This is a genomic window from Enhydrobacter aerosaccus (assembly GCF_900167455.1).
GTDB classification, from domain to species: Bacteria; Pseudomonadota; Alphaproteobacteria; order Reyranellales; family Reyranellaceae; genus Reyranella; species Reyranella aerosaccus.
This window is the reverse complement of record NZ_FUWJ01000001.1, coordinates 153,895-172,830: the sequence shown is the minus strand read 5'-3', so window position 1 is coordinate 172,830 and position 18,936 is coordinate 153,895. Positions and strand designations below refer to the sequence as shown.

Sequence of the window (18,936 nt, the reverse complement as noted above, 5' to 3'; positions counted from 1 at the left end):
CTCTACGAGGGCGGGATAAGGCAGGAGTGGATCGACCGTTCGCCGTCAACCTGGCCGGCAAGCGTTCGGATCGCCAGATCAGCCTCCTCCAGCGCGAAATCGTGCGTGTGCATCAGTGCGAGCGGAATCTTGCGGCTTTCAATTAGATCGATCGCCTTGCGGTAGCCTGAGCTGAGAACGCCGATGGCACCCTTAATGGTGATTTCCTTCCACACAACCATGTCGGAGACGAAGTCCGGCACCGTCTTTTGACGCCTCTTTCCGTCCTGCATGGTGAATCCCTTCACTCCGGCAAGGACGATTGTCCCGCCGCGACGCACGTAGTCGAGCGCTCCTCGCACAGGTTGGGTGGCGTACGACGTGACATCGACAACGACATCCACGCCTCTTCCGGCCGTGATCTCTCGGACACGCTCCCTGGGGTCCTCGTTGTCTACGTCGATCGTGTAGTCCGCGCCGAGTTCACGCGCGACGGCCAGCTTCTTGGCGTCCGAGGCCAGTCCAGTAACGATGATGGTGCCCGCTCCAGCATGGCGTGCGGCAACGACGCTGGCCAGTCCACGCTGCCCCGGCCCGAGAATCATGACGGTATCGCCGGCGCTTGTCCCGGGAAGCTCGACCGCCCAGCGAAAACCGGCGCCGAGTGGATTGAACATGACAGCGATCTCAGGCGGCAAGGACTTGTCGATCCGATGAACGATCGCGTTGGGCGCGAGATACATGTACTGCGAGTATGCACCCCAGATTCCCGGCGCCACGGTGAGCGGGATGTAGGAATAGATCTGCCGCCGGTCGCACAGATGGTAGTGCCCGCCGAGACACGTGTTGCAACAGTGGCAGGACAGCATCGTCTCGACGCAGACACGGTCGCCGACGTCGACGCGCCAGCGCTTCGCCGCGACATCGCCGATGGCCGCAATGATGCCCAGCGGCTCATGGCCGGGGACGACCGGATAGGGCGTGTTCAGCGCGCCTTCGTATTGCTCGTGGTCGCTGCCGCAGATGCCGCAAGCCTCGATTCTGAGAATCGCGCTGTCGGCGCTTATCGGCGGGATCGGGAGATCACGACGCTCCAGTTGGCGCGGACCCGTCTGAACCATGGCCATCGTTTTCTTGGGCAGCATCGCGTCGCCTCTAGCCGAGTTTGAAGTAGTCCGGACGGCCGGCGGACCAGAAGTCGCCCCACATCTGCTGCCCGCCATCGATGGTCAGGACTTCGCCAGTGATGAACTTGCCCGAGGGACCGGCCAGGTAGACACAGCCTTCGACGACGTCCCAGACGTCCCCTGGGCGGCGCATGGGGTTGCTCTCGTAGAAGGTCTTGCGGCCCTCCTCGGAATACTGCGCGAAGCCGCTGCTCTCCACCGCACCGACGCCGAGGCAGTTTACCCGGATGCCAAGGGGCGCCCATTCCACTGCCACCGTCTTCGACAGGTAGATCACTCCGGCGCGCGCCGCCGTCGAATGCGCCATGTGCGGCAATCCGCGCTCGATCGTGGCCGTGATATTCACGATGTTGCCTGCTTGGTCGCGATCTCGCCAGCGCCGGGCGGCGGCCTGCATCATGTACCATGTGCCGTTCAGGTTGGTGTCGATGACGGCTTTCCAACCCTTGACGGTGAAATCGATCGCTGGCTGCGCAAACTGCCCGCCAGCGTTGTTGACGAGCACATCAAGGCGACCGTGTCTCGACCATACGCGCTCCATGAGGGATTCGACCTCGTCCGGTTCGCGAATGTTCATCGCCATGGCATCGACGTCGCTGCCAAGGCCACGCAGCAAGGCGACCGCGGCTTCGAGTTTCTCTGGCTTGCGGCCACAGAGAACGAGATGAGCACCCAACCGGGCAAACAGAACGGCGATTGCCTTGCCGATACCGCTGCCGCCCCCTGAGACAAGGACCACCTTGCCTCTGAAAAGGTCCGAAGCGAATACGGTAGGGTGCGCGACGAGCTCGACATCGGTGAAGCCGAACCGGCGATCGCCGGGAGACGTCGGGCCGGTCATGAATGCAAACGTTTAGCCGGCATGATCAAGCCGCATCTGCGAAGCGAGGCATGACTTTGGTCGCCATCAGCTCCAGCGATCGCCGGATCTGGCCGCGGTCGTGCAGGCCTTGTGGGATGAGCAGGACGATCTCGTCCTGCCCGGGTATAGCTTTCTGGACTGCCTCAAGCCGGCGCGAGATGGTATCTGGCGAGCCGACGAGGAGCTCGGGCAGGCCCTGCCCGAACGGAGTTGACCATTGGTCCCAAAACCAGCGCATGTCCTTGAGCTGGTTTTGCGCTTCGGCATCAGTGGGCGCACAAATGAAGATGCCGCCCCAGGCCGTCGCATGACCGGGCTTGATAGCTCGGCCGTGCTTCGCCGCCTCGTCGTGATATGCACGATTGAGATGACTGTAGAAGTCGAGGTTGTCCGTCAAGACGATCGGCTTGCCACCATACTTTGCCCAGAAGAGCACCGTACGCATTGAAGCCGCGAAGCCACCATAGAGCGGCGGGTGCGGCGTCTGCAGCGGACGGGGGGCGATGCCGACCTCGTCGATGCGCATATCGGAGGCGACCCCCTGTCCATAGGCCGTGTAGACGCCGTGCGGATGCGGATTGATCATGCCGACCGGCGGGAAATTCCAGTACCGGCCGCGATGGTTGAAGGTATCGTGGGTCAGCGCCTTGACCACGACATCGACGAACTCGCTGAAATACTCGCGGTTGGCTTCGTCAGCTGGCGAGTCCTTGTTCCAGGGGCCGACCGCGTGCAGGTCCTCCCGGACCTTGAAATTCTCGACCCAGCGCGCCTGGTAGCCACGCACCAGCCCCACACCGAAGCGCCCGCCCAGCATGTGGTCCATGGTGGCGATGTCCTCCGCCACCCGCAGCGGATTGTGCGTTGTCGATACGAAGCCGCAGGTGATGACCCGCAGCCTTTTTGTGTGCTTGCCCAGCCACATCGCCATCAGCCGGGGATCGTTCGAGATCTCGAAGCCCTCGATCTGCAGATGGTGTTCGGGATGGCCAAACCCGAAATAGCCGGCATCGTCGGCAAAGCGCGCATATTCAGCGATCTCTTCGAGCATTCGCTGATAGAGCTCGGGCTTGCGGCCGGCCATTCCGCCTTCGAGTTCAGCCCGCCGGCCGATCGTGCAGTAGACGAACAGGCTGAACTTCATGAGGTCCCTCGTTGCTTCCGAACTTGCTTCCGGCTCAGGAGGAGAAGCGGGGTGCGGTTAGGCCGCAAGCTTGTAGAGGTCTGCCACGTTGTCGTGCAGGACCCGTTGCCTCAAGGATGGACTGAGATGTGCGGTCTGCTCGGCGATCACGTCCTGACTCCACGGCCAGGTCGAATCGCTATGAGGAAAGTCGTTGGCCCACATCAACTGCTGAGGCGCCAGCATGTCGGCGAGCTTGAACGCAACGTAGTCGTCTTGGAACGTCAAGCTGATGTTGTTGCGGAAATACTCTGACGGCAGCCGCGCCAGCTCCTTGCCCTTCATCCAGTAGCGGTGGCGCTTGTACGCATGGTCCATGCGGTACATGAAGTGCGGCGCCCAGCCGGCATCGGCCTCGACACACACCACCTTAAGCTTGGGATGGCGTTCGAACACGCCGCTGTAGATCAGCATGCTCATGATGTCCTGACAGCCGCGGATAATCGAAAGAAATCCGCTAATCTTGGGACCGCGGTGCGAATTGATGCTGTCGGTCTTCGACGTCAGGATATGGAACGACAACGGCAGGTCCAGGGCCACGGCCGCTTCCCAGAAGGGATCGTAGGCCGGGTCATCATAGTCGAGTTCGCCTGGGTTGCCGGGCATCATGACGCCCCTAAAGCCCATTGCCTTGATGCGCTCGAGATCGGCGATACCTTCGTTGACGGTTCGAATGCCGGTCTGGCCGATGCCGATCAGGCGGTCCGGCGCGTGCGCGGTATACTGCTGGAGCCAGCGATTGTAGGCGTCGAAGCAGACCTTCTTGTAGTCCTGGTCCGGATGATTGCAGAGCACCATGCCGACGGTCGGATAGATGACTTCGGCGCCCACACCATCGCGGTCCTGGTCGGCCAGCCGGGCTGCCGGATCCCAGCCGCCGCGATGAAGGTCCTCGAAGTACGCGCCGCCGGGGCGGAGGCTGCTGGGCTCGACGCCGGCCGCAGCAACCAGGCCCATCGGGATGGTCTGCTTCATGCCTTCGACGACATAGACGTCGCCGAACTTGGGATCGCGCTCGATGTGGGGCGCGCGTTCGCGCCAAGCGGGCTCGATATGGTCGCGATAGCAATTTGCCGGCTCGGTGATGTGCGAATCTGCGGATATTGGAACGAAAGTCATGGTTGTCTCCTCGCGTAGCTGATCGTTGATGGGCGTGCCCCCTGGAGAGGATTCATGCTCCTGGAAGCCCCAGTGCCTTGTGGACGGAACGATGGAAATGTGCCAGCGCCGGCTCGTTGCGGCCGAACAGCAGGTGGTCTTGCGCGCCGGAATGGAAGCCGCGCTGCATGTTCTCCCCCAGCGGGAAGTCCTCCTGTTCTACCGTGTCGAGCAGGATCTTCATGTTGCGATCCCAATGGCGTTTCGCCTTGTCGGTGAGTGCCGGTTCCGGAATGTAGAGCGAGGCATGCATCACACTCTCGTCGGGACTGGCCCCCGGGAAGACGCGCCAGGTCTCCATGTGGTCGCCCTGCCAGACCAGCACGGTGTTCGGGAACAGCGCATAGACGACCGCCGTGTGCCTCAGCACGTCCCAGTCGCGCTCCGGCGTTTCGCGCAACGCCGCCAGCCCCGGGCGCGGCACCGCCATGCGCCCATGGCGGCCATAGGCATCGAAGGTGGTGTGCGCGCCGAGAATCAGCGGTGCGATCGTGTTCCGATGAAGGACCTTGATATGATAGCCCTCCAGGAAGGTGCCGATGACGAGCTTCCAGTTCATCGCCCGCCGCAGCGTTCGTGTCTCGTAGTGGCTGTAGCGCTCGAAGCCGTACGCCCCGAATTCCGACGTGAGATCGCCCAGGATCGCGTCGGGATCAAAGGGCGTGTCGCCGCCGGGCCGAACCCAGATGAATCCGTGGCGTTCCACCGCCGCAAGCCGCCGCAGGCCGTGCGTGGCGCGGTCGACGTCGCCGAACGCCTCAGCGTCGCGCACGCCCAGCAATTGCCCATCCAGGCCATACGCCCACCCATGGTAGGGACACGTGAAGGAGGCGCCGGCCCGCGCACAACCTTGTGCGAGATCAGCTGTCGCCAGCTTGGCGCCACGATGGCGGCAGACGTTGAGGAACGCGTTCACCTTGCCGTCTTTGCCGCGAACAACCAGGATCGGACGGCCGGTGAAATCGTTGGTAAAGAAATCGCCGGGCTTTGGAAGGTCGGCAGTCATGCCGAGGATGAGGGGATGCTCGCGGAACAACAGGTCGCGTTCGTGCGCGGCCTGACCTGAACAGATATAGTCTCGGACCGGATTGGCAAAGGGCGATACGCTACGCGCCTGCTCGCCCTTGTCGATGTATGAGAACATAGTGCGAGCCAGTTCGACTTGTGTTGCGTGCTCCATGAGTAATCCTCCTGATCGCGTACAAGGTGCACCGGACTAACTGAATTTCGGGATCCGACGGGCCTGAAAGGCGGCCAATCCTTCGGAGACGTTCTCCGATCGCAGCGCGTCGACGACGCACTCGCACTCGCGCGCCAGCCCCTCGGCCAGCGGTACGTCGAGGCCTTTGCGGGCGAGCGACTTCATCGCCGCGATGGCCTGTGGATTACGAGCCTCCAGCGTCTGCGCATACGTCATGGCGCGCTCGGCAAGCGCCGCTTCCTCGACCACAAGATTTACCAGGCCCCATTCGCGCGCTGTTACCGCGTCCAGCCACTCGGCGCTGTACATTAGGTGTAGGGCCCGCCGTAGGCCGACCATGCGAGGCAAGCGCTGAGTACCGCCCCACCCTGGGATCAGTCCGTACTGCGCATGCTGATCCCCGAAACGCGCTGAATTGGCGGCGACTACGACATCGCACGCCATCATGAGCTCAAGCCCGCCGGCGAGGCATAGGCCATGCACTACCGCCACGATTGGCAAGCGCGAGTGCTCGAGGGCAGTGAGCGCGTCGTGTCCTGCGGTGATGAAAGCTTCGAGGGTGGCGCGGGTCTCGCGCGCCGCGAGGACTTCGTCCAGATCAGCGCCGGTGCAGAAATGCTTGCCGTTGGCATTGAGCACGACGACACGACACTGAGCGTTGGCCTCCAAGGATCGCACCGCCGCAGACAGGCCGTCCGCCAGACCGCGCGATATGCAGTTGAACTTGCCGGGACGATTCAGCGTTACCACACCGATATTGCCTTGCAGCTCGGTGAGGACGGGCGACTCTTCGGCCATCGGCACCCCCCGTCTAGTACGGTACCGCCACGCGCCCGATCCTCTCGCGCGCGATGATCATCTTCTGGATCTGTTCCGTGCCGTCGCCGATTTGCAGACCCAACACGTCGCGCAGCCGCTGCTGATGCGGCAGGTCCATAGTGTAGCCCGAATGGCCGTGTGTCAGGAGGCAACGGTGGATCGTCTCGAAGGCTGTCTTGGGAGCCCACCATTTGCACATTGCGGCTTCCGCCGTGTGGGGCTTCCCTTGGTCGCGCAGCCACAGCGTTCGGTAGCAGAGAAGCCGTGCGGCCGTGAGCAGCGTTTCCGCCTCGGCGAGTGGCTCTGTTACGCCCTGGTAGCGCGCCAGCGGATGGCCGAAGGCCTGGCGCTGGGTGACGTACTGCCAAGTCTCCTCGAGCGACGCGGCGGCTGGCGCCAGCACCTGCAGCCCAATCAACGCTCTGCTATAGTCGAAACCCTGCATGACCGTGCGGAAGCCTTCGCCTTCAGCGCCGATGCGCCATTCGTCAGGCACCTTGACGTCCTGGAAGAAGACCGATCCACGGCCGACCACCTTCGAGCCCACATCGTTGAAGCTGGAGCGGCTGACGCCCGGCAAGTCGAGCGGCACATGAAAGGCAGTCACGCCACGAGCACCGGAACCTGCCTCGCCCGTGCGGGCAAAGACGACGATCGATCCAGCCTGCTCGATCATCGAAATCGAAGTCTTCTCGCCATCGAGCACGTATCCGTCGTTGGTGCGACGCGCCTTGAGCTGGAGATTCGCCGCATCGGACCCGCCACGGGGCTCGGTCAGGCCGAGCGCCACCACCGTCTCGCCGCGGCAGATCCTCGGTACCACCTCCTTCGCAACTTCGACCGGCGCGTGGTGCGCCAAGATCGAGCCCATCAGCGACCCCAGAAGCTGGACGTAAGCAATGCCGAGATCGGCCGCTGCCACGCCTTCGATCACGAGCCCAGCCGTCACCCCGTCGGCGTCGAGCCCACCGAACGTCTGTGGCAGGTCGACCCCGATCAGCCCAAGGCCGCCCATCTCCCTGATCAGTGACGGAGCGATGCGTCCGTCCTTTTCGCGAGCGATATAGCCCGGGGCGAGCTTCTCGACACCGAAGCGCCGCGCCGTCTCGCCTATCTGCTGCTGTTCGGGGGTCAGGGAAAAGTCCAACCTACAGCTCCTACTTGAGGAAATCCCGGAAGCGCGGCGGCCGCTTCTCGTTGAGGGCCTTGACCCCTTCCTGGGATTCGGCGGTTGCGTAGTAGAGCCGCAGGGCCTGCATCCCGAGCCCCCCGATACCGCGAATGCTGTCGCTGTCGGCATTGAAGGACTTCTTGGCGATGGCGATGGCCGTAGGACTGCGCTGCACCAGTTCGGCACACCAGGTCTCGACTTCGGCGTCGAGCTTGTCGTCGGGCACCACGGCGTTGACCAACCCCATCTCCATCGCCTGGCGCGCCGAGTAGCGCCTGCACATGTACCAGATCTCTCGCGCCTTTTTCTCACCAACCACACGCGCGAGATAGGCGGTGCCGAATCCGGGGTCGACGGAGCCCATTTTCGGTCCAACCTGACCGAAAATCGCGCCCTCGCCGGCAATGGTGAGATCGCAGATCGTCGCCAGAACATTGCCACCGCCAATCGCGTATCCGCGCACTTTGGCAATGACCGGCTTGGGCACGTCGCGGATGACGCTGTGCAACTCCTCGACCGGCATGCCGACCGTACCGCGCGTCGACCCGTCGCCGTATTGGCCGCTGTGATCCGACTGGTCCCCACCGGTACAGAACGCCTTGTCGCCAGCGCCGGTGAGCACGATCGCACCAATATCGCTCGCCCAGCCCGCTTTGAGGAATGCGTCCAGCAACTCGACCACCGTGCGCGGGCGGAAAGCATTGTAGACCTTTGGCCGGTTGATCGTGATCGTGGCGACCTGATTGGCCTCAGCATAGAGGATGTCCGTATAGTCCATCGGCTTACCCGTGCATTGTGAGGCCGCCGGAGACGCTGATCGTCTGGCCGGTGATGAAGCTGGCATCGTCGCTCAACAGGAAGCATACGATGCCGGGGTAATCATCGGGCTTGCCCAAGCGGCGGAGGGGGATTGCCTTTTTGAGCGCCTCCGCAAGCCCTGCCGCGGATTCGCTGACAGTCGCGAACAAAGGTGTGTCCGTCGGTCCCGGACAGACTGCGTTGACCACGATTCCTTGACGCGCAACTTCTCGTGCAACCGTCTTGCCGAACGCAGCAATGCCGCCCTTGCAAGCCGAATAGACCGCTTCGCCCGATGAGCCGACCCGACCCGCGTCGGAGGCTATGCTGACAATATGGCCCTTGCCGTGCTCGACCATCTTCTTCAGCACGACGTGCGTGACGTTGAGCGGGCCCCAGAGATTGATGTCGATCACCTTTCGCCAGAGGGCCCGGTCCGTCTCCACGAAGCGAACCGCCTTGTCCCAACCCGCGTTGTTCACCAGTCCACTGATCGGTCCGGCAGCTGCTTCAAACGCATCAACGGCCCGTGCCACCGCGTCATAATCAACAATGTCGACCTTGTACCCGAATGCACGGCCGCCGTTCTCTCGAAGCGAGTTCGCTGTGGCCTCCGCCGCTTGGCCGTTGATGTCGAAGATGCCAACCACGGCTCCTTCCACGGCCAAGCGTTCAGCGATCGCGCGGCCAATACCACTGCCACCGCCGGTCACAATGACGGGTTTGTCCTTCAGTCCGCGCATCTTGGTCACAGCCATCCCAAAAGACATACGCTGGGCGATTGGGATCGCTAGCCCACACGCATGCTTTTCAAATATACATTAGAAACCTAGGTAGATGTTATCGATGTGTCAAGCAAGTCCAATCGCCCGTGCGAATGCCTAGCGGCACGCTTCTGTCGGCGGGCATCGATGATGCTTGGCCTACAGCCTTGGGACAAGGAAGCCGTTTGCGCCAATTGACGAGATGCGTCAGAACTTCTAACGTTCATTAGAGAATATCGCCCACCGGCAAGCGTCGAAGCGGTCAATTGGGTCAGAACCGTGACGCAAGCAGACTCCTCAATGGTTTATTGGGCGCTGTGCAGGGAGGATTCTGGAGATGCCCGAGCAAAAGGTCCTTCAAGTCGTCGTCGATCCAGCGCTATGCCAGGGACACAACAGGTGCAAGGCGATAGCACCGAAATTGTTCGAACTGGATGAGTTCGGGCATGCACACGCGGTCGGCGACGGCACAGTGCCTGCCGGCCTTGAGGACAAGGCCCGGCTTGCAGAAGCCAATTGCCCCGAATTCGCTATCAAGGTGGTGCAAGCATAAAGGAGGTCACGATGACGGATCGTCCGCCTGTCCTGGATTGGACCACCGATTTTGATCATCTGGACCCACGCTGGGTCACTGAGCCCCACCAGATCTGGGACGAGTTGCGCCGGCAATGCCCAATCGCCCACACCGAAAGATATCGTGGCGTCTACTTCCCCAGTCGTTACGCCGATATCCGGGCGATTGCGTACGATACGGAACACTTTTCTTCGCGCCGTGTTGTAGTTCGCGAGATGCCACCTCGCGCATCATCTGGTTCTGAGGAGGAGAAGTCTTCTGCACCAGCGTCGACACTGGCGTCACCACCGATTACCTCTGATCCTCCGCATCACCGGCCGTCGCGCATGCTGTTGCTGCCTGCGTTCACGCCTGACGCCATAAGCCGCCTGGAACCCAAGACGCGAAAAATCTGCGGCGAGCTGATCGATCGCTTCGCATCGAACAATGGCTGCGACGCGGCAGCGGACTACGCGCAGCATGTTCCCGTCGCCGTCATAGCACACATGCTCGGACTGCCAGAGGAAGATGGCGAGACGTTTCGGCGTTGGATCCAACTGCTTCTCCACGATGGCATTGCCGAAGATGTGTCCTTCCGCAAAGCGCTTGATGAAATGGACGACTACTTCAGGCAACATATCGCCCAACGACGCTCGGCAGGCGGGGAGGATCTCATTACGTTCCTGCTCAAGGCCCGAATGGCTGATCAGCCCCTGTCCGATGAGCACATACTCGGCACGCTTCGCCTTCTGCTAATTGCGGGTATCGACACGACCTGGAGCGCCATCGGCTCATGCCTATGGCATCTGGCCCAGCATCGCGATGACCGTCGCCGGCTCCTCAGCGAACCGGCACTCATGCCGACTGCCATAGAGGAGTTTCTGCGAGCCTACGCCCCGGTGACGATGGCCCGCCAGGTCGCCAAGGAAACCACGGTTGGCGGCTGCCCGTTCAAGGAGCGCGAAATGGTGTTGCTGTCTTTTCCGGCGGCGAACCGCGATCCAGAGGTCTTTCCGCAGGCTGATCGTGTGGTGATTGATCGGACGGAGAACCGCCATGCGGCGTTCGGGCTGGGCATTCATCGTTGTATCGGCTCGAATCTGGCCCGCATGGAGATCACCGTTGCACTCGAGGAATGGCTCGCCCGCATTCCTGACTTCGAGCTCACTGATCCGGCCTCGGTGATCTGGTCGCACGGCCCGGTCCGCGGTCCTCGTAAGCTTCCATTGGTTTTTAAATGACCTTGGGAGCTTCGCCCGCTTCTTGATGCTCGTTGACACTTGCAGTTTGTGGAACGCTGCTCGCTCCCGACCGGACCGGCTCTGCTCAGCTGCTCTTCGTCGGGCACCCTAACAGCGGCGGGAACCAAGGTGGCTGCGCCATCACATGGATGAACGGCGCGTGATGGAAATTGGCGTAGCGGTGGCGGTTGGTCACGCAGGAAGGGAAGATTGGATGGTCGCACGGGTAGAGATGTTGTCAGTCGACCAAGCGAAGGCCGTTGCCCGAGAGTGCGGTATTCGGGAGTCGATGGCTAGCCTCAGCGTTTACCGAACGCTGTTGCGTCATCCGCAACTCGCGGCTGCGGTCAATCACTTGCTGACCACGCTTCTGTTCACCGGCAACAAGCTGGACGTCCGTCTTCGCGAGCTGCTGATCATGCGTATCGGGTGGATTACGGGCGCCAAGTACGAATGGACCCAGCACTGGCATTTCGCGGCACGCGTCGGGCTGCCCCCGGAGGACGTCCTCGCAGTCCGCGATTGGCGCTCGTCGACGCGGCTTGGCGCGGCCGACCGCGCGGTGCTGGCCGCAGTCGACGATACACTGGGGCATGGCAAAATCTCCGACTCCGTGTGGGCCGAGTGCGTGCGGCACGTCGGCAGTTCCGAGCAGATGCTCGAGATGGTCATCGCGATCGGAAACTGGAACATGTTCGCACAACTTCTTCGAAGCCTCGAGATCCCTTTGGAAGAAGGCGTCAAGGGCTGGCCGCCCGATGGCAAAATCCCTGAGGGAGGCGATGCCTGAGACGTGCATGCGTCTTGCCCAACCAATGCGTCGACATGTTCCGACCGTAGCATTTGGCTGGGACCTGATTTGGTTAAGTGTATGCAGGAGACGTCCATGGAAGAGTTGAGTTTGGTAGGCGTTGATGGAAATCGGCTTGCCGCCAGTGTTGTCGGGAGAGGTGATCAGCCGGCGATCCTGCTGGCCCACGGTGGCGGCCAGACCCGACACGCGTGGGGCAATACCATTAGAAAGCTGTCCGCCCGAGGTTATCGCGCCATTGCGCTCGACCTGCGCGGACATGGTGACAGCGACTGGTCGGAACATGGACGATACGAACTGGACGCATTCGCCGAGGACTTGATCGCAGTTGCTCGACATCTCGGCCGCCCGCCCGCGATAGTCGGCGCCTCTCTCGGCGGACTCGCCGCTCTTGTTGCCGAGGGAGAGAAAGCGCCGGGAACATTCTCCAGTCTGACGTTGGTTGACGTCACGCCAAGAATGGAGATGGCAGGGATAGATCGCATCGTGGGCTTCATGACCGCCCATGTTCAGAAGGGTTTCGGATCAATCGATGAAGCAGCAGACGTCATTGCTGACTACTTGCCTCATCGCCAGCGGCGCCGAAACCTGAATGGTCTCACCAAGAACCTGCGGCTCGGACCAGACGGTCGCTACCGATGGCATTGGGATCCACGTTTCATCACCAATGTGCAGCCACCAGAGCACGAACGGCGCTTCGAGCGACTGGAAAATGCCGCTCGGCGCGTTGGCTGTCCGATCCACCTAGTTCGAGGAGGAATGAGCGACCTGGTCAGCGAAGAGGTCACCAAGGCATTTCTGGAGCTTGTTCCAGGCGCAAGGTATTCGAATGTCGCGGATGCAGGGCATATGGTGGTCGGCGATCAGAACGATCGTTTCTCGGACGCCGTCCTTGGGTTCTTGGAAACCCTCTACCCGACCAAGTGAGAGACAATACTCCGGGTCATACACAGCGGCCGCCTCAGCGCAGGCGGCCTTAGAACTGGATGACTGTCCGGGCCGGTTCGCCAGTTTTGAGTTGCGCGAACGCATCGTTGATGCCGGTAAGCCGGGTGCGCCCCGAAATGAGCTTGTCGAGCTTCAGATCGCCCCGCAGATAGAAGTCAACCAACCGCGGCATATCGATCCGGAACTTGTTGGATCCCATCGCGGAGCCCTGGATGCGCTTCTCGCCAAGAAGCTCCGCCCCGGAGACCTCAAATCGGGTGCCCAGTGGCATCATGCCGATGATCGTGGCCGTGCCCCCGCGCCGCAACATGCGGAACGCCTGCTCAACCGTCGTCTTCGAGCCGACACACTCGAACGAGTATTCGACCCCACCAGCGGTCATCTCGCGAACCGCCTTGATCGGATCGGCCGCGCTCGCGTCCAACACGTCCGTCGCGCCAAACTCCTTCGCCAACTCGAGTTTTGAGGCGACCTTGTCGATCGCGATGATGCGACCGGCGCCAGCGATTGCAGCGCCGTTCACGGCCGACAGGCCAATGCCACCCAGCCCGATCACCGCAACCGTTGATCCTGGCTCGACCTTTGCAGTTCGGAACACTGCCCCCGCGCCCGTCATGACGGCACATCCAATCACCGCCGCCCGGTCCAGCGGTATGTCGGAGCGGATCTTCACGATCGAACGCTCATGCACCAGCATATATTCGGCGAACGACGAAAGATTGCTCGTGTGCGGTAACGGCGTCCCGTTCAGCATAATGCGCTGTGGCCCATTCGGATCGCGGCGCGTGCTTGGGCTCAAGCAAAGCGATAGCCGGCCAGTCATGCAGTACTCGCACTCGCCACAGAACGTAGAGATGCACGTGATCACATGATCGCCTGGTCTCACGTAGGTCACGTCGTCGCCGACCGCCTCTACCACACCGGCCGATTCGTGGCCCAGAACGCACGGGCACGGACGCGTGTAGAGGCCCTCTATGTAGTGCAGGTCACTATGGCAGACGCCCGCAAAGGCGGTGCGAATCAGCACCTCGCCGCGGGCCGGCTTGTCGAGAAGTATCTCTTCGATCCTCAACGGTTCGTTGATGGCGTACATGACGGCGGCTTGGGCTTTCACTTCGTTCCTCCCCGACGCTTATCCCGGCGCGATTGAGTTCTGCCCGATAGGCAGTGCTGTGGCAAACGCGGCTGAACTCTTCGATCGCCAAGCAGGCTGCCAGGACGTTGTTCATGCCGCCATAGTCCGTCGGAACCGGCAATGTGAACAGGCCAAGCATGTCCTGCGGATATTCGTCCTTGGCACCGGTCTCCTGGGCGCGCACGGCGATTTGCTCGCGCGCCAGGTGTCGCCCGAGTTCTGCGCCTGGCGTTGTTCGTTCGTTAGGAAATCGATCATGCGAGCGACGTCACGATTGTCGGCCGCCCCGGGAATCTGGCCGACCGGACGTACCCGGCGCTCTGCCGTGGACGGATCGTCGCAAGAGCGCCACGAAGACAAAATGCCACCAGAAAACGTCTGGCCATCGCGTTACCTCGTGCGCTTCGTGGCGCGCTACTCTGCAGCAAGCTTTGCTTTCCCGAACGCCGGCATGACATCGCGCGCGAACCAGCGCAGCTGCTCCTTGAACTCGGCTGGCGACAATCCTTCAGCCCAGTGGATCATGAAATCCTCAAGCCCCGGATACTTGGCTTCGATTGATCTGATTCCGTCAATGACCTCGGCGGGAGTGCCACAGAACCATGCCTTCTGCTTCACACCCTCGCGGATCGACGGGATCGTCGACGGCGCACCAGGAGTGCCCCACGTACGGCCCTGGTCATCGGCGTAGCGCACGAACCCGAACGGCGCGAACCACTTGTAGCGCTCGTCATGGGCCGGCTCGACGCGCCGGATCGCCTCCTCCTGGCTGCCAGCAAGGTATAAGCCCGCGCCCCAGATCATGTCCTCGCCGAGCTGCTTGGGGCGGCCGTGGCGGGCGCAGGCGGCATGGTACGCGCGCACGACATCGTCGAGTATCTTCTCGCCGTTCAAAGTCACCATGGCCTTGAGGCCGTAGCGCGCCATCATGTCGATGGTCCGGCCGCTAGCGATGGGCATCCAGATGTCGACCGGCAGGTGCTTGGGACGCGGCACCATCGTGATCTCCTTCAGCCGGTAGCCGCGGTAGTCGACCGGCGGCGGGCACTCGAAGTATTTGCCCTTGAAGTGGAAGGAGTCCTCATTGAAGCACTTCAGCAGGAGCTGGAGCTGCTCCTCGAAATACTCGCGGTTGGCCTCGGCATCGAGCAGCGGCGCGCCGAAGGTTTCCACCTCGCGGCTGTGGTAGCCGCGGCCGACGCCCATGATCACCCGGCCGTCGGTCACGATGTCGGCCATGGCATAGTCCTCGGCCAGCCGGATCGGATGCCACATCGGCAGGACATTGAAGGCGCAGCCGAACTTCAGGCGCCGGGTCTGCGTGGCGAGCCACAGGCCGAGCTGTATCAGGTTCGGCAGGCACTCGTAGCCCTCGCGCTGGAAGTGGTGCTCCGCCGCCCACAGCGCGTAGTAACCGAGATCGTCCATGGTGCGCGCCACGTCGCGAGCGGTCCCGAAGACCTCGCTCAGGCGCTGGTCCGAGTAGCGGCGGTCGTTGGCGGGCGTGCCCTTGAGACCGATATTGTCCAGCTCGATTTGTCCGACATAAAGGACATGGAAGCGTTTGATCATGTAGGTCGGTCCTGACTTGAAAGACGCCTATACCTTCAGGATCGATCGTTACATGCTCTCGAAGAGGTCAACTCGGCGGCTCGCTGCCGCACTGTCGCATAATGAGGTAATGGCTGCGACGGCCTACCGTCTCAAGATACACGAAAGTCGAAATCCTGGACATGGGCCAATTTCGAATGGCCGTTAGATACGCTAGGCACGCCGTGCCAGGAAGTCAAGGGACTGGCCGACAGAGACTGGCCGTTCGTAACCAATCGCGACAACGGATCATCCTACTATTTGGGCCGCATATCGATATGATGAGAACATCAAAATGGCGCTTCGCGCACCGAGTGCGGCGGCAAATGCTGCAATCTTGTTGGGTTTGAGCCAATCCACGCTGGCTCCAAAGGGGGTTTTGAGTGAGTCAACAGGAAGTGTCGACGCGGTCCCGTCGTACGTCCCATCCGAAATCGGCTATCACGCGGCAGCGCATTCTCGATGCGGCGGCACGCGCGTTCAGTCTCAAAGGATATGCCGCAACGACCATTAACGACATCGCAATGACTGCAGAGATGCAGGGTGGAAGCATCTACTATCACTTCGAGTCGAAGGACGATATCCTGCAGGAGGTGCTCGATGTAGGCATTACCCGAGTGTTCTCGGCGGTCCGTCTCGCCGTCGGGTCCTTGCCGGCTTCATCCGCATTCAGTGAAAAGCTCGAAGCCGCTGTGACAGCCCATCTTACGATGCTTTTGCAGCAGAGCGACTATACGTCGGCGAATATCCGAGTGTTCGAGCAGGCGCCGGCCGCCGTCAAACGGCAGAATCGAAAGCTTCGCGCCGCATATGGTGAGTATTGGGGCCGGCTGCTTTCCGAGGGACAGCGCGCCGGAGCGATTCGAAGAGATGTCGACTTGATGGTTTTGCGCTTGTTGCTGCTCGGTGCAATGAACTGGGCGGCTACGTGGTATCGTCCAGGTGATTTGGCTGTTTCCGAGCTGGCTCAGAATGTATGCGATATCGTGCTGAATGGCGCAGGCTTGGACAGCAACCATCTCGAACGTTCTTCCAAAGGGCGGCGTGCTCGTTCTTGAGTGATCAGAGGCGAGCGCGAGCTGATCGAAGACCATCAAATTTTTGCGCGCGATCATGTCGGGAAGCAGAGACTCTTTTCACCAAGAACGAGATCGCGAGATCCGGCCACTGCGGCGTCAAATCCTGCGATTCCAAATCTGCTTCCAGCGCACATTTCGTTCCCACTTCAACATTTGCGAGCTCTTCAGCGACGACTGAGTACGACAAACGAGGTCCCTATCAGGTCCGTCATCCCGGGGCGCTGGCGATAGCGCACGAGAGACGGCGTCGCTGTGTCTTACGAGCGAACCGATCATTCGGCTCAGCCGCAAAGCTGGGCCCCATTTCGGTGCGGCTGCCGGTTCTTGCGTTATCGAAGATCATGAGAGCCATCGTTTGCGGCGCTTGTAGTGCTTCGTGTCGTGGTAGGATTTGCGTGCCCCGCCTTCATTGAGGCCGAGATAGAACTCCTTGATGTCGGAGTTGCTGCGCAGCTTCTCAGCCGGGCCTTCCAGCACGATCCGGCCGTTCTCCATGACATAGCCGTGATCGGCCACCGCCAGCGCCATGGTGGCGTTCTGCTCGACCAGCAGGACCGAAAGGTTCTCCTGCTTCACCAGACGGCTGACGATGCCGAAGATCTCCTCGACCAGCATGGGCGCCAAACCCAGCGAGGGCTCGTCGAGCAGCACGACCTTGGGCTGGCTCATCAGCGCCCGGCCGATCGCCAGCATCTGCTGCTCGCCGCCGGACAGGTAGCCCGATTGCTGATGCCGCCGCTCGCGCAGCCGCGAGAAATACGAATAAACCAGCTCGATGCCCTGCTTCACCGAAGCACCGTGTTTCTGGACGTGGCCGCCGGCGATCAGGTTCTCCTCCGTGGTCAGATGCTCGAACACCCGTCTTCCCTCGAAGACCTGGGCGAGGCCCAGCCGCGTCACGTCGTGGGCACGCAGCCCGTCGATGCGTTGCTCACCAAGCTGGATCGTGCCCTTGGTGACCTCGCCGCGCTCGCTGCGCAACACGCCCGAGATGGCCTTAAGCGTGGTCGTCTTGCCGGCGCCGTTGGCGCCCAGCAATGTCGTAATCGCACCTTCGCCGACATCAATCGACACGCCCTTCAGGACGAGTATGACGCGGTCGTAGACGACCTCGATGTTATTGATTGCGAGCATGAACCAATCTGTGTGAGGTGCGAGTGGCGGGCGATTGCCGCCCGCCCTTTTCGCGTTCAGGACTTCGAGGCTTCCGCCGCGAGGTGCTTGAGGATGACCGGCCGGTAGCCCTGGAACCAGTCCTTGCTCTTGACGAGCTTGCCGCCTTTGACGGTCCAGATCTGCACCCAGCCGCCGCCCTCGTGGTCGGCCGGGGTGATCTCCATCGGTGGTACGAGGCCACCCAGGGTAAAGCCCTTGATCGACTCCATGCCTTTCTTGACCTCTTCCGAAGTCGGCGCCGCACCGCCCTTGGCCTTGATAGCGTTACGCACCGCCTCGACGTGCAACGCCGCGATGAAGACGCCGCGATTGTAGTAGACGGTCGAGTCCATCTCCTTGGGCGGGCTCTTGCCCTGCGCCTTGTACATCGCTTCGATGTCCTTGATCACCGGGAAGTCCTTGCCGACGCTGGCGAACTGGATGGTGTTGTAACCTTCGGCCACGCCGTAGCCACCGGCGGCGATGACGTCGGCCTCGGCGCCGCCCCACACGAAGGCAATCACCTTGCTGAGTGGGTAGCCCTTGCCCTTCAACTCTTTGATCGAGACCGACGGCGAGCGGCCGAACAAGTGGGTGATGATGAAGTCCGGCTTGTAGCGGCCGGTGATGTCGAGAATCTGCGCGCCCATCTCCAGGCCCGGCGCCGGCACCGCGAAGGTGCGCAGCTCGAACCCCTCGGACTTGGCGAGGTCCTCGAGGATAGGCAGTGGTTCCTTGCCCGCCGGGTTGTCGTAGAATAGATAGGCGATCTTCTTGCCCTTGAGATCGCCCAGCTTCTCCTTGGCAAAAGCCACCGCTGCACCCGCCTGCGACCAGTAGGTTGCGGCGATTGGGAAGGCATACGGAAAGCGCTTGCCGTCAGCCGCCGCAGCCGCCCCGAAGCCGGGCGACGTGCCGAGTATCTTGTCCTCTTCGAGCCTCTTAGTGAGCGCCATAACTACAGGGGTAGCGTAGAGACCCTCGATGATCGCCCCATCCTTCTTGAACCGTTCGTGCGCCTCGATGCCGGGCGGGACCTTGTACTCGTTGTCGATCTCGATGACCCTGATCTTGTGGCCCTCGACGCCGCCCTTGCTGTTCACCAGGGCGATGTAGTCGTGATAGCCGGGGCACAGCGCCGTTCCCACGGTCGCAGTCGCGCCGGTCCTGTCGCATTGCAGGCCGAATACGAGTTCCTTCTGAGCGAAGGCTTGGCCTCCGCTAAAAACGAGGGTTGCGGTGATCGCCGCGATCCCGAGCCAGCTTTTAACGAACCTTGTCATGAGTTGCTCCCTTCGCAGC

General features: G+C 61.7%; 19 protein-coding genes. 5 read left to right on the top strand and 14 right to left on the bottom strand.

What is annotated here, in order from left to right; all coding sequences use genetic code 11:
* Positions 1-2: 2 nt before the first annotated feature.
* The 9 genes from B5D62_RS00790 to B5D62_RS00750 are packed head-to-tail and all read right to left on the bottom strand — an operon-like array spanning position 3 to position 9,116.
* A complete protein-coding gene (locus tag B5D62_RS00790) occupies positions 3-1,202 on the bottom strand; it encodes a zinc-dependent alcohol dehydrogenase (RefSeq protein WP_218190893.1) in 1,200 nt (399 codons plus the stop codon).
* On the bottom strand, positions 1,135-2,007 hold the full coding sequence (locus tag B5D62_RS00785; RefSeq protein WP_085931936.1) for an SDR family oxidoreductase: 873 nt from the start codon (positions 2,005-2,007) through the stop codon (positions 1,135-1,137). The genes B5D62_RS00790 and B5D62_RS00785 overlap by 68 nt, the downstream gene beginning before the upstream one ends.
* Before the next feature lie 25 nt (positions 2,008-2,032).
* On the bottom strand, positions 2,033-3,172 hold the full coding sequence (locus tag B5D62_RS00780; protein ID WP_085931935.1) for an LLM class flavin-dependent oxidoreductase: 1,140 nt from the start codon (positions 3,170-3,172) through the stop codon (positions 2,033-2,035).
* Between the two features lie 57 nt (positions 3,173-3,229).
* Entirely contained in the window at positions 3,230-4,330 is a 1,101-nt protein-coding gene (locus tag B5D62_RS00775; protein ID WP_085931934.1) for an amidohydrolase family protein, read from the bottom strand.
* A gap of 52 nt (positions 4,331-4,382) precedes the next feature.
* Complete coding sequence (locus tag B5D62_RS00770) at positions 4,383-5,549, bottom strand: aromatic ring-hydroxylating oxygenase subunit alpha (protein WP_085931933.1); 1,167 nt, start codon at positions 5,547-5,549, stop codon at positions 4,383-4,385.
* Between the two features lie 36 nt (positions 5,550-5,585).
* The gene (locus tag B5D62_RS00765; protein WP_085931932.1) at positions 5,586-6,368 is read right to left on the bottom strand and encodes an enoyl-CoA hydratase/isomerase family protein; all 783 of its coding nucleotides are present in this window, start codon (positions 6,366-6,368) and stop codon (positions 5,586-5,588) included.
* A gap of 13 nt (positions 6,369-6,381) precedes the next feature.
* Positions 6,382-7,536 (bottom strand): acyl-CoA dehydrogenase family protein, encoded by a 1,155-nt coding sequence (locus B5D62_RS00760; RefSeq protein WP_085931931.1) that lies wholly within the window; start codon positions 7,534-7,536, stop codon positions 6,382-6,384.
* A gap of 10 nt (positions 7,537-7,546) precedes the next feature.
* Entirely contained in the window at positions 7,547-8,338 is a 792-nt protein-coding gene (locus B5D62_RS00755) for an enoyl-CoA hydratase-related protein (RefSeq protein ID WP_085931930.1), read from the bottom strand.
* Between the two features lie 4 nt (positions 8,339-8,342).
* Entirely contained in the window at positions 8,343-9,116 is a 774-nt protein-coding gene (locus tag B5D62_RS00750; RefSeq protein ID WP_218190891.1) for an SDR family oxidoreductase, read from the bottom strand.
* A 343-nt stretch (positions 9,117-9,459) separates the two neighbouring features.
* Here B5D62_RS00750 and B5D62_RS00745 point away from each other — a divergent pair, with 343 nt between their 5' ends.
* The 4 genes from B5D62_RS00745 to B5D62_RS00730 all read left to right on the top strand — a co-directional run bounded on the left by B5D62_RS00745 (position 9,460) and on the right by B5D62_RS00730 (position 12,654).
* Positions 9,460-9,675: a ferredoxin gene (locus B5D62_RS00745; protein ID WP_085931929.1), complete on the top strand. Its 216-nt coding sequence runs from the start codon at positions 9,460-9,462 to the stop codon at positions 9,673-9,675.
* Between the two features lie 11 nt (positions 9,676-9,686).
* A complete protein-coding gene (locus B5D62_RS00740) occupies positions 9,687-10,916 on the top strand; it encodes a cytochrome P450 (protein ID WP_085931928.1) in 1,230 nt (409 codons plus the stop codon).
* Positions 10,917-11,061: 145 nt separating this feature from the next.
* Positions 11,062-11,706, top strand: coding sequence for a carboxymuconolactone decarboxylase family protein (locus B5D62_RS00735; RefSeq protein ID WP_218190890.1), 645 nt, complete (start codon positions 11,062-11,064; stop codon positions 11,704-11,706).
* A gap of 96 nt (positions 11,707-11,802) precedes the next feature.
* Positions 11,803-12,654, top strand: a complete 852-nt coding sequence (locus B5D62_RS00730) for an alpha/beta fold hydrolase (RefSeq protein WP_085931926.1) — start codon at positions 11,803-11,805, stop codon at positions 12,652-12,654.
* A 49-nt stretch (positions 12,655-12,703) separates the two neighbouring features.
* Here the strand turns inward: B5D62_RS00730 and B5D62_RS00725 are convergent, their stop codons facing one another.
* The 3 genes from B5D62_RS00725 to B5D62_RS00715 form a co-directional block, all read right to left on the bottom strand.
* Entirely contained in the window at positions 12,704-13,768 is a 1,065-nt protein-coding gene (locus B5D62_RS00725) for a Zn-dependent alcohol dehydrogenase (protein ID WP_085931925.1), read from the bottom strand.
* Positions 13,665-14,015 carry an acyl-CoA dehydrogenase family protein gene (locus B5D62_RS34305; protein WP_139373783.1) on the bottom strand — a complete coding sequence of 117 codons (351 nt, stop codon included), beginning with the start codon at positions 14,013-14,015 and terminating at the stop codon, positions 13,665-13,667. The genes B5D62_RS00725 and B5D62_RS34305 overlap by 104 nt, the downstream gene beginning before the upstream one ends.
* Before the next feature lie 209 nt (positions 14,016-14,224).
* Positions 14,225-15,382 (bottom strand): LLM class flavin-dependent oxidoreductase, encoded by a 1,158-nt coding sequence (locus tag B5D62_RS00715; protein WP_085931924.1) that lies wholly within the window; start codon positions 15,380-15,382, stop codon positions 14,225-14,227.
* Between the two features lie 401 nt (positions 15,383-15,783).
* On the opposite strand from B5D62_RS00715, the gene B5D62_RS00710 reads away from it, so the two are divergent.
* The gene (locus B5D62_RS00710; protein ID WP_218190888.1) at positions 15,784-16,458 is read left to right on the top strand and encodes a TetR/AcrR family transcriptional regulator; all 675 of its coding nucleotides are present in this window, start codon (positions 15,784-15,786) and stop codon (positions 16,456-16,458) included.
* 360 nt (positions 16,459-16,818) lie between these two features.
* On the opposite strand, the gene B5D62_RS00705 is transcribed toward B5D62_RS00710, so the two are convergent.
* Both B5D62_RS00705 and B5D62_RS00700 read right to left on the bottom strand, forming a co-directional pair.
* Positions 16,819-17,613 carry an ABC transporter ATP-binding protein gene (locus B5D62_RS00705; protein ID WP_085931922.1) on the bottom strand — a complete coding sequence of 265 codons (795 nt, stop codon included), beginning with the start codon at positions 17,611-17,613 and terminating at the stop codon, positions 16,819-16,821.
* A 56-nt stretch (positions 17,614-17,669) separates the two neighbouring features.
* Positions 17,670-18,917, bottom strand: coding sequence for an ABC transporter substrate-binding protein (locus B5D62_RS00700; protein WP_085931921.1), 1,248 nt, complete (start codon positions 18,915-18,917; stop codon positions 17,670-17,672).
* Positions 18,918-18,936 lie beyond the last annotated feature (19 nt).

What these genes read in the sequence shown, in the direction of transcription:
- B5D62_RS00785 (WP_085931936.1), bottom strand. Translation starts at nt 2,007, where the DNA reads ATGACCGGCCCGACGTCTCCCGGCGATCGCCGGTTCGGCTTCACCGAT.
- B5D62_RS00730 (WP_085931926.1), top strand. Translation starts at nt 11,803, where the DNA reads ATGGAAGAGTTGAGTTTGGTAGGCGTTGATGGAAATCGGCTTGCCGCC.
- B5D62_RS00735 (WP_218190890.1), top strand. Translation starts at nt 11,062, where the DNA reads ATGGATGAACGGCGCGTGATGGAAATTGGCGTAGCGGTGGCGGTTGGT.
- B5D62_RS00790 (WP_218190893.1), bottom strand. Translation starts at nt 1,202, where the DNA reads ATGGCGGGCAGCAGATGTGGGGCGACTTCTGGTCCGCCGGCCGTCCGG.
- B5D62_RS00765 (WP_085931932.1), bottom strand. Translation starts at nt 6,368, where the DNA reads ATGGCCGAAGAGTCGCCCGTCCTCACCGAGCTGCAAGGCAATATCGGT.
- B5D62_RS00715 (WP_085931924.1), bottom strand. Translation starts at nt 15,382, where the DNA reads ATGATCAAACGCTTCCATGTCCTTTATGTCGGACAAATCGAGCTGGAC.
- B5D62_RS00700 (WP_085931921.1), bottom strand. Translation starts at nt 18,917, where the DNA reads ATGACAAGGTTCGTTAAAAGCTGGCTCGGGATCGCGGCGATCACCGCA.
- B5D62_RS00770 (WP_085931933.1), bottom strand. Translation starts at nt 5,549, where the DNA reads ATGGAGCACGCAACACAAGTCGAACTGGCTCGCACTATGTTCTCATAC.
- B5D62_RS00775 (WP_085931934.1), bottom strand. Translation starts at nt 4,330, where the DNA reads ATGACTTTCGTTCCAATATCCGCAGATTCGCACATCACCGAGCCGGCA.
- B5D62_RS00755 (WP_085931930.1), bottom strand. Translation starts at nt 8,338, where the DNA reads ATGGACTATACGGACATCCTCTATGCTGAGGCCAATCAGGTCGCCACG.
- B5D62_RS00750 (WP_218190891.1), bottom strand. Translation starts at nt 9,116, where the DNA reads ATGGCTGTGACCAAGATGCGCGGACTGAAGGACAAACCCGTCATTGTG.
- B5D62_RS00725 (WP_085931925.1), bottom strand. Translation starts at nt 13,768, where the DNA reads ATGTACGCCATCAACGAACCGTTGAGGATCGAAGAGATACTTCTCGAC.
- B5D62_RS00705 (WP_085931922.1), bottom strand. Translation starts at nt 17,613, where the DNA reads ATGCTCGCAATCAATAACATCGAGGTCGTCTACGACCGCGTCATACTC.
- B5D62_RS00740 (WP_085931928.1), top strand. Translation starts at nt 9,687, where the DNA reads ATGACGGATCGTCCGCCTGTCCTGGATTGGACCACCGATTTTGATCAT.
- B5D62_RS00745 (WP_085931929.1), top strand. Translation starts at nt 9,460, where the DNA reads ATGCCCGAGCAAAAGGTCCTTCAAGTCGTCGTCGATCCAGCGCTATGC.
- B5D62_RS00780 (WP_085931935.1), bottom strand. Translation starts at nt 3,172, where the DNA reads ATGAAGTTCAGCCTGTTCGTCTACTGCACGATCGGCCGGCGGGCTGAA.